This window comes from Psychroflexus sp. MES1-P1E (genome assembly GCF_002836055.1).
Taxonomy (GTDB): Bacteria; Bacteroidota; Bacteroidia; order Flavobacteriales; family Flavobacteriaceae; genus Psychroflexus.
Genome location: NZ_PJBS01000148.1, coordinates 25,577 through 37,213, shown reverse-complemented (window position 1 = coordinate 37,213; position 11,637 = coordinate 25,577). Strand labels below are relative to the sequence as shown.

Genomic DNA, 11,637 nt, shown 5'->3' with positions numbered 1-11,637 from the left:
GATTTATTGCTACATTATAAGTTTAAATTGGTCTAATACAGAAAGAGTGGTTAGGTTTTCTCATAATCCTTTGTTAGTTATTAAATAAGGTATACCTGTTTTAACATAAAGTCTTTTGTTTTCGTTTCAATCTTACTTTAAATACTAGAAATGCGTTCGAAAAAGCCTTGATTTATTTAAAGCTTTTAAATGTCGAGCTATATTTGGTTTGCATCGCTATTCTTCATAAATATAAAACCATCAAAGAAATTAATAAATATTGTGATGAGTTTTCATGACCACTAGCGTTTAATTCATCCAAATCTATAATGACATTACAGTTGAACGCCGTATTTGAAATCTTGCTTTTAATATGAATGCTGATCTTATAGGAATTGGAATACAGGGTAGATAAGGCATTTCCCATTTTATAAGGGTAAGCTTAGCTTGAAATATTGTCATCCACATTAAGAATCCTATGGTTACTTTCAAGATTTAATTTTACAGAAAAGTTTAGCCTTCATTTTTCAATAGAATTTTATAAAAGGGATTGTTCTAGGCCCTTTAGGTGAATTTTCCATAGATAATTCCAAAACGACTTGGTAGTATCTCTTTTCACCTTATCTATATGAATAGTTTTATCGACATCCTTATTGTTCACAAATACATTGCTAAGTAAACTCGCAAAATGATTTTCGCCTCCTCTTTTATTAAGAATCTTTAATTTAAGATTTTTATAGGCAATTTTGAATTCTCCTTTTGCTTCGGAATTTGTTCCTATAAATGCTGTTTCGATTCTATTGATCTTTCCCTCTAATTTCATGCGCATGGCTGGAGCCAAAAATGTATTCACAGAGCTATCCTCGACATCCTTTATGAGTGTTGAAACCTTAAATCTTTCTTGACTTGGATTCAAACTCATAGTGAATAAAATCTGAGACTGTTTAGATAATTTCCCTGAAGCGATCACTGCTATCTCAGACTTTTCTTTGTTGATGCCGTTATGTAAGTTCGTAATTTGAACATCTATACTTTCAAAATTTATGTCCCCTGGAGGCCGGTCTGTATGGAATAATTCCTGATAGTTGATAGCTAACTTAGAAACCAGTATGGAATCCACTAAGAGATCAAATCCTAAGTCTCTTAGTGATTCGCTATATAAAGGCTTATAGGAAGTGTCATCTGATATGGTCTTATCCCTGTAGATATTGAAATTCGTGGAATCTAAAAGGATTTTATCTAAGGAGAGTTGTAGTTTGTCTTCGTTTTGGACTAGTTCTAATCCCTCAAGGCTTATCAATTTGGCATCTAGATCCATTAAATCCTTTTCTATCTTGATATGTCTGATGTAGGATTGCTGTGTGTACTTTGGTTTTATTTTGAAATTTTTAAAGTCTACTTTTCTATTTTTAAAGCTGAGATCGTCAATAGTTAGATCGTGTAGGTCGTCTAGATCATAATGTAAGTCTTTTGCTTTTATAGTAAAAGAGTCGTCCATAAGCCAGTCGAAGTTGATGTCCAAAGGCCATCGGGCATTTTTGGCTGCTAAATCTATCTCGTTAATACGAAGTCTTTTGCCTTTTGCCGTCGTGTATTCAACAGAAGATTGGCTGATTTTTATAGCTTTAATTTCTACTGGAGAAGCTGCGTCTAGAGTAATTTTATTATTTGCTACTTTAACTAAAGTAGTATTGTATTTCAGATTGAGACCTTTTACTTCAAGGTTTTCAATTTTGATGTCCTTTTTCAGAGTATAGAGTAACACATCCACATTCAAATAAATATAGTCTGCCTGAATATCTTTGATAGAATCATAGAATTTAAATCCTTCTAGTTCTAGACTTCCCGTAAGTACATTCACGTTAAAGCTCGTGTATGATATTGAGGGCTCTTTGCTAAGTCTTTTTTTTACTTTATTGGAGATAATGAAATCAGCAATAATAAAGCTAATGACAAATAGTGAAGATATAATGACAATATAGGATAGAGTTTTTTTCATTTTAAATTTAATTGGGCTTTTGAAATTACTCAAAAACAGGGTTCAACTTCACTTTAGGTATCAATTTTTATAGACGTAAATTGAAAATAAATCGTAAAAATTCACCCATTATTTAACTTTGAATAATGCGCGAAGTTTTTTATCTAAAGTTAAGATAGAAGTGGTTTTTATGAGTAAACTATTAATGAATGTATTCAATTTTAGAAAAGATCAGAATCTATAGCCAGCATTAAGTCCCGCTCTTAAAACAAAGTTAAAATTACGTTGAGAATTATATTCGCTAAACAAGTTACGACCTCCACCAAGAAAAGCTTCTAAGATCATACCTCTGCTAGAGACAAGTTTATAGCCCCCGCTAAATCCAAGAGCCAAATCGGTGATGTCTTTATTCTGTCTTCCTCCTTCAACTTCAATTCTATCTTCGACACTATTTAAGTTTGTGAAAATTTCACCAAAAAATCCCTCTGCATAATTATTTCCAAAATAAAACCTGTAGTATCCTGTAAGATTATATTTTATATTCCAATCGATGTAGTCATCGAATGGAACCATAAGGTTTACCCCTACACCAGACTCTTCATTAATAAGATATTCATAAGTGACATCAAAGTTGCCTAGAATTAAATAGCCAATATTGATTTTCGGTTCGTGAAATTCAGCATAAGATAATGTATATTCAGATTGCGCAAAAGCACTTACAGAAAAGAAAATGACGATTATAAAAAGTATTTTTTTCATTGAGAGGTTATTTTAAAGGTAAATATAAGATATCGATCTTAGTTCGTCATACCAAATTAAATTTATAATGTTGCATGAATAAATTGAGTTATACTACGACGTAGCTCAGCACAGGTTTTTTGATTTATTGAAGTTAAAAATAAGTAGCATAGCTTAGTTACGGTAATTATTTTTGATAAAAAGCAGACGAAGAAGAAACGATTTATTGCGACATTATAGGTTTAAATTGGTATTAGCGATGAGTTGTTACTAATTGTCTATTTTTGTAAAAAATAAATTTAATTATTATCGAAGCAAAAACACATAAAGCCGGATTTGTAAATATCATTGGAAATCCAAACGTAGGGAAATCCACCTTGATGAATGCCTTTGTAGGGGAGAAGCTTTCTATTATTACGAGCAAAGCCCAAACCACTCGTCATAGAATTCTTGGAATTGTTAATGGGGAGGATTTTCAGATGGTATTAAGTGATACTCCTGGAATTATAAAGCCTGCGTATGGTTTACAAAATTCTATGATGGATTTTGTGAAATCGGCCTTTCAAGATGCAGATGTGCTTTTGTATTTAGTGGAGATTGGTGAAAAAGCACTTAAGGACGAGTCGTTTTTTACAAAACTTCAGCATGCTGAAATGCCAGTTTTGTTACTTCTTAATAAAATAGATAAAGGGAATGAGGAGCTATTGTTATCTCAACAAAAGCATTGGCAAGAGCAATTACCAAATGCTGAGATCTTTGCTATATCGGCCCTAGAAAACTTTGGAGTCACCGAAGTTTTTAATCGTATTTTAGAACTGTTACCAGAGTCCCCTGCTTTTTATCCCAAAGATCAATTAACAGATAAACCAGAACGATTTTTTGTCAACGAGAAAATTCGAGAAAAAATCCTGATTCATTATAAAAAAGAAATTCCATATAGCGTAGAGGTGGAAACAGAAAGTTTTGAAGAAAGCGAATCTATTATTCACATCCGTAGCGTTATTATGGTAGAGCGCGAATCTCAGAAGGCTATTATTCTAGGTCACAAAGGCTCTGCTATAAAGCGTGTTGGAACCGAGTCTAGAAAAGATTTAGAGAAGTTTTTTGATAAAAAAATTCATCTGGAAACTTATGTGAAAGTAAATAAGAATTGGAGAAACGATGGTAAGCAACTTAAGCGCTTCGGATATAACCAAGACTAGCTACTTTACCTAAATACTTTCCATTCCGAGTTTATTTTGGCTTTGTATTTTTTGGGTATTGGCAGCTCTAAAATGAGTTTTTTTTAGTGATTTTTCTTCTTTTAGACATCTTAAAATCAAAGTTACAACCGGCTTAAAACCCATACAGGTATTTTTAAGTTCATACGCTGACTTTAGTATAATCCTTTTCTGAAGTAACTTTAGTTTATGAAAGCCTTTTCAAGGGTGTACTACGAAATTACAAATTCAAAATCCAGAAGTATAACTGCAATTTTTCTACACCTGAAACAAATCTTCGTTTTGAATATAAAAATAAAGGTTTTTTACTTTACCTTTTAAACTGTTTTTTATGAGAAATTATAATCTATAAACCATTTTAATTCTTATTGAAATAGCTAGACAATATATTGTATCTTTGCAAATTATTAAAATTACAGAAATGAATAGTATTGTAGCCGTTGTAGGTCGACCAAACGTAGGAAAATCTACCCTTTTTAATCGAATGATAAAACGTAGAGAAGCCATTGTGGACTCTGCGAGTGGAGTAACACGAGATAGGCACTATGGTAAATCGGATTGGAATGGGCGTGAATTTACTTTAATAGATACCGGTGGATATGTCATAGGAAGTGATGATGTTTTTGAAAAGGAAATTGACAAACAAGTTGAGCTTGCTATAGATGAAGCAGATGTGATTATTTTTGTAGTCGATGTGATTACTGGAATAACCCCCATGGATCAAGATGTTTCAAAACTTCTGCGCCGAATTAATAAACCCGTTGTGTTGTGTGTGAATAAGGTAGATTCAAACAAAAACAGAACAGATGCTCTTGAGTTTTACAATTTAGGTTTAGGAGAGTATTATTCTATTTCAGCAACCAGTGGTAGTGGTACAGGTGAACTTCTAGATGCTTTAGTAGAGAAGTTGCCAGAACGCGAGCTAGAGGAGGAAGAAGACCTACCAAAATTTGCAGTAGTCGGTAGACCTAATGCAGGAAAATCTTCTTTTATCAATGCTCTTATTGGTGAAGACCGGTATATCGTTACCGATATTCCTGGAACTACTAGAGATTCTATAGATACACGTTACACTCGGTTTGGGTTTGACTTTAAGCTTGTAGACACTGCAGGAATTCGAAGAAAAGCTAAAGTTAAAGAAGATCTTGAGTTCTATTCTGTCATGCGAAGTGTGAGAGCTATAGAAAATTCAGATGTTTGTTTAATTGTTATGGATGCTTCACGAGGTTTCGATAGCCAAGTACAAAGTATTTTTTGGTTAGCAGAAAAAAACAGAAAGGGCATAGTTATCCTTGTCAATAAATGGGATTTGGTAGAAAAAGAGACCAACACCATGAAAGATTTTGAAGCTAAGGTCAGAAAAGAAATTTCTCCATTTGTTGATGTGCCTATTGTTTTTATATCGGTATTGAACAAGCAAAGAATTTATAAAGCTATAGAAACAGCTGTAGAGGTTTATAAAAACCGAAGTACAAAAATTAAAACTCGGGTGTTGAATGATATTTTACTTCCTATTATAGCAGAAAATCCTCCGCCAGCACTTAAAGGTAAGTATGTAAAGATTAAATACATCACTCAATTGCCGACTCCCCAACCTCAATTTGCGTTTTTCTGTAATCTTCCTCAGTATGTGAAAGATTCCTATAAACGTTTTATTGAAAATAAACTAAGACAGGAATTTAATTTTAACGGTGTTCCTGTTTCTATTTATATGAGGAAAAAATAATTTTTTTTAAATTTAACGACCAAAATAAAAAACCCTTTTAAAACATACGTTTTAAAAGGGTTTTTTATTGAGATATGAATGGTTAAAGATTACCAGCTTCCACCAGCACCACCTCCACCGAAACCACCTCCGCCAAAGCCGCCGCCGAAACCGCCGCCGCCAAAACCTCCAGAGGATCCTCCGCCAAAGCCACCTCCCATGCTGCTTCCTAAACTACTGAGGATAAGAATGTCTAATAAATTTGGTGAAGAGTTTCTATTTCCTTTTCCTGGCCCCCCACCTTTTTTTCTTCTCTTTGCAATGATAAGAATGACAATAAAAATGATAACAGGTAATATAGCAAAAGGCCATGACTTGTCTTTAGACGATTTTTGAACTTTAGAGCCCTCAAAATTTCCAGCAAGAACTTCGAAAATTGCGTTGGTACCTTTGTCTATACCTTCATAATAGTTAGCTTTTCTAAACTCAGGGAGTATTATGTTTTCTATAATTGTTTTTGTCGTCGCATCAGTCAGGTATTCCTCTAAACCATAACCCGTTGTGATCCAGATTTTACTATCTGCTTTGGATATCAAAATCAGAAGTCCGTTATCTTCTTCTTTTTGACCGACACCCCATTTTTGGGCCCACTCAGCAGCATACGTTCCTATATATTCTCCATTTAATGTATTTATGGTTGCCACTATAATCTGAGTAGAGGTTGTATCTGCATAAGTTTCTAACTTCTGCCTAAGTTGTTTCACTTCATTATCCTTAAAGAATTTGGCATTGTCATAAACAGCCATTTCTTTAGAAGGTTTTTGTGGAATTTCAATTTGAGAATAACCTTCAAAACTTAAAAAACTAAGGAATAAGGTAGAGAGTGTTAAAAGTGTGCGTGATAACTTCATAAATTAACCTTTAGAAATGTCATTGTCGAGTTTGTTAATATCGTCAGATTGGTAAGGGAAATGTTGCTTTAGTTGTTCGCCAGCTTCATGAATTCCTTTCACTAAGCCTGTTTTATATTCATTCTGTTTGAATTCGCTTAAGATTTCGTCTCTTGTGCTTTCCCAAAACCCTTTTGGTACTACCTCGTTTATTCCTTTATCTCCGAGGATTACGAGTTGATGATCCTCTACAGCAACGTAGATTAAAACACCATTGGAGAGTTCAGTTTTATGTAAATTGAGTTCTTGAAAAACCTCTAAAGCCCTTTCAAATCTGTCTTTTGGACATTTTACTTCTACGTGAATTCTAATCTCTCCAGACGTATTTCATTCGGCTTTTTTTATCGCCTCTATAATGTCTTGCTCATCGGTTGGAGTAATAAATTCAGATACTTTTGTCATAATACTAATATTTATTCAAAATCAAATTCAACTTCTTTGGCATTCTCGGAGCCTTCATCGGCTGAATATCTAGACATGTCTTCAAAATTGAACCATCCAGCAAAGATTGAATTTGGGAATACCTTAATGTGTTTATTGTAGGTGCCTACAGAACCATTGAAGCGATTTCTCTCGACATTAATTCTGTTTTCAGTGCCTTCCAACTGGGTCTGCAAATTCATAAAATTTTGGTTGGATTTCAAATCTGGATAGCGTTCAACGCTCACCAAAAGCCTAGATAAAGCAGAATTTAGTCCACCTTGATCTTGCTCATATTGCTTAATGTTTTCTTAGGTAAGATTATCAGCGTTGATATTTACAGAAGTAGCCTTGGCTCTAGCTTTTATAACTTCTGTTAACGTGTCTCTCTCGAAATCGGCAGCACCTTGCACGGTTTTTACCAGATGACCGATGAGGCCATTACGTCGTTGATAAGCACTTTCTATATTATTCCAGGGTGGATGTTTTTGCGTCTTCTTGGAACGTTACAGCTGTATTATTAAATCCTTTGGTTCAGCTGTAGAAACCGAATCCTACAACAAGAATAACAATAAAGGGGATTAACCACTTTTTCATAGTTTTTAATTTTAAAGCTGATTTTTGATAGACATAAGTTCATATCTAATAGCTTTCAATTTGCTGATCAATTCAAATTTTGAAAGCGTTTCTTTTTTATCTTCTCGTAAGTGAGTCTTAGCACCTTCTAGTGTAAACCCGCGTTCTTTTACCAGATGATAAATAAGATCTATAGTTTTTACATCTTGTCGGGTGAATTTACGATTGCCTTTAGCATTCTTTTTGGGCTGAATCTCATCAAATTCTTTTTCCCAGAATCGAATTAGTGAAGAGTTCACATCAAATGCTTTAGCAACTTCTCCAATTGTATAATAGAGTTTGTCTGCTAAGTTGTGTTTCATCAGTCTAAAGATTGATTTTCTAAAGTCGATTGATTCAACATAATATCGTATTCTTCTGCTGTTAAATCGCCATGGTAAAAATTGATAGGGTTGACTACTTTGCCGTTTTTATGAACTTCATAATGTAAATGCGGTGCTGTAGAAAGTCCTGAGTTTCCAACATAACCTATAATTTCGCCACGCTTCACTTTTTGTCCGTGTTTAACGTTAAATTTACTTAGGTGAGCATAATAAGTTTCATAACCAAACCCATGATCCAATACGATGAGATTTCCAAAACCACTAGTCCGCTTAGCTTTTTTTACGGTAGCATTACCTGTAGCAAATATTTCAGTTTTAGAAGGTGCAGAAAAATCCATGCCATTATGCATCTTTCTGTATTTTAGAATAGGATGCATACGCATACCATAACCAGAAGCCATTCTCTTTAAATCATCGTTTTTTACAGGTTGTATCGCTGGTATAGATGCCAAAAGGGCTTCTTTGTTCTTCGCTAAAGCTGCAATTTCATCTAGAGATTTTGACTGTATTATCAGCCTTTTTGAAAGCTTATCAAGGCCTTCTGTAGCTTCAACAATGATTTCAGAATTTTCATAACCTTCTAAATCTTTATACCGGTTAATTCCACCAAAACCCGACTTTCGTTGTTCTACACTAATGGGGTTAGCTTCAAAATAGACTCTGTAAATATTATTATCTCGCTCTTCTACATTTTTCAAAACACTTACAACATCATCCATACGTTTATTTAAAAGCTCATATTGAAATTTCATATTTTCAACTTCTCTTTTGTAAGCTTTCTCTTTTGGGGTTTCTAAACTTGGGATATTAATGTAGACTAGAGCTAGTATGAAACTTGTTGCAATAATTCCTAATAAAAATAAAACAGCTAACGCAAACTTTTTACCCTTTTTAGGTTCAATTTTCCTGTAGGATAGCGTATCGCTGTCGTAGTAATATTTTACCTGACTCATTCTTTTATTTTATAGTATTTTTGCGCAAATAGGTTACAAAACACTAGTCTTTAACCTACAAATATAGCCTAAAATTAAAACATTTTAAATTTATTCATCAGAGACTTTATGAAATCAACCCTTCTTCGTCGTCAGTTTTTAGAATTTTTTAAGAGCAAATCTCACGCCATAGTGAATTCTGCCCCTATTGTTCTTAAAGATGATCCCACGCTTATGTTTATAAATGCGGGAATGAACCAATTTAAGCCTTATTTTCTAGGAAACTCTGTACCTAACCAAACTAGGGTGACAGACACTCAAAAATGTTTGAGAGTCAGCGGTAAGCATAACGATCTTGAAGAAGTGGGAAAAGACACTTACCACCATACCATGTTCGAAATGCTTGGCAACTGGAGTTTTGGAGATTATTTCAAAAAAGAAGCTATCGATTGGGCTTGGGAATTTTTAACAGACGTCTTAGAGATTTCTAAAGATAACTTGTACGTAACTATCTTCGAGGGGGATAAAGCTGATGGTCTCCAGAGGGATTCTGAAGCTTATGATTTATGGAAGGCTTTAGTGAAAGAGGATAAGATTTTATTAGGAGATAAAAAGGATAATTTTTGGGAAATGGGGGATCAAGGGCCTTGTGGACCCGCGTCAGAAATTCATGTCGACTTAAGATCTACTGAGGAAAAGGCAAAAATTCCAGGAAAAGACCTCGTGAATAGAGATCATCCGCAAGTTGTGGAAATTTGGAATTTGGTATTTATACAGTATAATCGTAAAGCTGACGGGAGTTTGGAATCTCTTCCTGCCAAGCATATTGATACAGGAATGGGCTTTGAGCGTTTATGTATGGTGATGCAAGGGAAGACTTCCAATTATGATACCGATGTTTTTACTCCGCTCATTCGAGAAATAGAAACTATTACAGGAACTACCTATGGGAAAACCGAGGATATAGACATTGCAATACGAGTGATTTCTGATCACATTCGTGCGGTCGCTTTCGCCATTGCCGATGGTCAACTTCCTAGCAACACCGGAGCTGGCTATGTGATTCGTCGGATTTTGAGAAGAGCTATTCGTTATGGCTTTACCTTTTTAAATATCCAAACTCCATTTATTTATAAACTTGTAGAGGTATTGTCTAAGCAAATGGGAGACGTTTTCCCTGAGCTTATTTCTCAAAAAAACCTTTGTGAAAATGTGATTCACGAGGAAGAAAAGTCATTTTTAAAAACCTTAGAACAAGGCTTAGGGTTACTAGATAGTATTGTTAATGAGTCTTCTTCCAAAATAATAAGTGGACAAAAAGCTTTTGAACTTTATGACACATTCGGTTTTCCAATTGATTTGACGACTCTTATCTTAAGTGAAAAAGGCTACGCATTAGATCAAAAAGGCTTCGAAGTGCAGCTTCAAAAACAAAAGCAGAGATCCAAAGCTGCAGCACAAACAAGCTCAAGTGATTGGGTGGTTTTAAAGACAGATGATCAAGGAGAATTTATTGGATACGATGACACAGAAGCTGACGTAAGCATCACTAAATATAGAAAAGTAACCTCCAAAAAAGAGGGGGAACTCTACCAGTTGGTGTTTAACCTAACTCCATTTTATCCAGAAGGAGGAGGGCAAGTAGGGGACAAAGGATACCTGGAAACACCTAATGGCGACACTGTTTTTGTGATTGATACCAAAAAGGAAAACAATCAGATTATACATATCACCAAGTCTTTGCCAAAAAATATTCAAGAGGACTTTAAGGCGGTGGTCGATGTGAATCAGCGCCAAAGAACGGCGTCTAACCATACAGCAACTCACTTGCTACATCAAGCCTTGCGGAGTATTCTAGGAACTCATGTTGAGCAGAAAGGCTCCATGGTTCATTCAGGCTATTTAAGATTTGATTTCTCCCATTATTCAAAACTTACTCAAGAAGAATTGCAGGCTATCGAAGACTTCGTGAATGCGAGGATCAAAGAAAATCTAACCTTTGAAGAAGAACGCACTATTCCTTACGATGTAGCCATCGATAAAGGAGCTATTGCCTTATTTGGTGAAAAATACGGTGACACCGTTAGGTTTGTGAAATTCGGGAATTCCAAAGAACTCTGTGGTGGAACTCATGTAGAGAATACTTCCAAATTGTGGCATTTTATCATCAACAATGAAGCTTCTGTAGCCTCGGGTATACGACGAATAGAGGCTATTACCTCAGATGCTGCGAAAGAATTTTTGACCAAAGAGTCAGAGGTTTTAAGTCAAGTAAAATATATTCTGAATAAGCCACAAGACGTTTTGAAGTCAGTTGAATCTCTTCAGGAAGAAAATACTAGCTTGAAAAAAGAGATTGAACAGTTGAATGTCTTGAAACTAAAGCAAGTTAAAACTGAAGTTCAATCTCAACTGAAAGGCATAAAGGGCATTCAATTTTTAGCTCATCAGGTCAATTTGGATGCAAATGCCATGAAGGATCTGGCTTTTCAGCTTGGTGGAGAACACAATGACTTATTTGTCGTTCTAGCTTCAAAGCAGAATGGTAAGGCATTACTAGCTTGCTATATTTCTAAGGCTCTAGTGGAGTCCAAGTCCTGGAATGCTGGAAAAATTATAAAATCTCTAGGTAAGCACATCCAAGGCGGTGGAGGAGGACAAGCTTTTTTCGCGACTGCTGGGGGTAGAAATCCAGATGGTATACCTCAAGCTTTAGCCGAGGCAAAAACTATTGTAGAAGGTAAGTAATCAAAAAA

General features: G+C 34.9%; 9 protein-coding genes and 1 pseudogene. 3 read left to right on the top strand and 7 right to left on the bottom strand.

The window, feature by feature from the left end:
- Positions 1-517: 517 nt before the first annotated feature.
- Both CXF67_RS04820 and CXF67_RS04815 read right to left on the bottom strand, forming a co-directional pair.
- Positions 518-1,978, bottom strand: coding sequence for an AsmA family protein (locus tag CXF67_RS04820; RefSeq protein WP_102087707.1), 1,461 nt, complete (start codon positions 1,976-1,978; stop codon positions 518-520).
- 210 nt (positions 1,979-2,188) lie between these two features.
- Entirely contained in the window at positions 2,189-2,716 is a 528-nt protein-coding gene (locus tag CXF67_RS04815) for a hypothetical protein (protein ID WP_102087706.1), read from the bottom strand.
- A 287-nt stretch (positions 2,717-3,003) separates the two neighbouring features.
- Between CXF67_RS04815 and era the strand changes: the two genes are divergently transcribed.
- Complete coding sequence (gene era / locus CXF67_RS04810; protein WP_374702240.1) at positions 3,004-3,897, top strand: GTPase Era; 894 nt, start codon at positions 3,004-3,006, stop codon at positions 3,895-3,897.
- Positions 3,898-4,336: 439 nt separating this feature from the next.
- Positions 4,337-5,641: a ribosome biogenesis GTPase Der gene (gene der, locus CXF67_RS04805; RefSeq protein WP_102087704.1), complete on the top strand. Its 1,305-nt coding sequence runs from the start codon at positions 4,337-4,339 to the stop codon at positions 5,639-5,641.
- 89 nt (positions 5,642-5,730) lie between these two features.
- On the opposite strand, the gene CXF67_RS04800 is transcribed toward der, so the two are convergent.
- The 5 genes and pseudogenes from CXF67_RS04800 to CXF67_RS04780 form a co-directional block, all read right to left on the bottom strand.
- Positions 5,731-6,531, bottom strand: a complete 801-nt coding sequence (locus CXF67_RS04800; RefSeq protein ID WP_102087703.1) for a TPM domain-containing protein — start codon at positions 6,529-6,531, stop codon at positions 5,731-5,733.
- Positions 6,532-6,534: 3 nt separating this feature from the next.
- Complete coding sequence (locus CXF67_RS04795; RefSeq protein WP_308302170.1) at positions 6,535-6,882, bottom strand: TPM domain-containing protein; 348 nt, start codon at positions 6,880-6,882, stop codon at positions 6,535-6,537.
- Positions 6,883-6,983: 101 nt separating this feature from the next.
- Positions 6,984-7,587 (bottom strand): annotated as a pseudogene (locus CXF67_RS04790) (LemA family protein).
- A gap of 11 nt (positions 7,588-7,598) precedes the next feature.
- Positions 7,599-7,928, bottom strand: a complete 330-nt coding sequence (locus CXF67_RS04785; protein WP_015023426.1) for a MerR family transcriptional regulator — start codon at positions 7,926-7,928, stop codon at positions 7,599-7,601.
- On the bottom strand, positions 7,928-8,902 hold the full coding sequence (locus CXF67_RS04780) for a M23 family metallopeptidase (protein WP_102087702.1): 975 nt from the start codon (positions 8,900-8,902) through the stop codon (positions 7,928-7,930). The genes CXF67_RS04785 and CXF67_RS04780 overlap by 1 nt, the downstream gene beginning before the upstream one ends.
- Positions 8,903-9,010: 108 nt before the next feature.
- On the opposite strand from CXF67_RS04780, the gene alaS reads away from it, so the two are divergent.
- Positions 9,011-11,629, top strand: coding sequence for an alanine--tRNA ligase (alaS, locus tag CXF67_RS04775; protein ID WP_102087701.1), 2,619 nt, complete (start codon positions 9,011-9,013; stop codon positions 11,627-11,629).
- Positions 11,630-11,637 lie beyond the last annotated feature (8 nt).

Coding starts and splice junctions, on each gene's coding strand:
- CXF67_RS04820 (WP_102087707.1), bottom strand. CDS start 1,978: ATGAAAAAAACTCTATCCTATATTGTCATTATATCTTCACTATTTGTC.
- CXF67_RS04815 (WP_102087706.1), bottom strand. CDS start 2,716: ATGAAAAAAATACTTTTTATAATCGTCATTTTCTTTTCTGTAAGTGCT.
- der (WP_102087704.1), top strand. CDS start 4,337: ATGAATAGTATTGTAGCCGTTGTAGGTCGACCAAACGTAGGAAAATCT.
- CXF67_RS04800 (WP_102087703.1), bottom strand. CDS start 6,531: ATGAAGTTATCACGCACACTTTTAACACTCTCTACCTTATTCCTTAGT.
- CXF67_RS04785 (WP_015023426.1), bottom strand. CDS start 7,928: ATGAAACACAACTTAGCAGACAAACTCTATTATACAATTGGAGAAGTT.
- CXF67_RS04780 (WP_102087702.1), bottom strand. CDS start 8,902: ATGAGTCAGGTAAAATATTACTACGACAGCGATACGCTATCCTACAGG.
- alaS (WP_102087701.1), top strand. CDS start 9,011: ATGAAATCAACCCTTCTTCGTCGTCAGTTTTTAGAATTTTTTAAGAGC.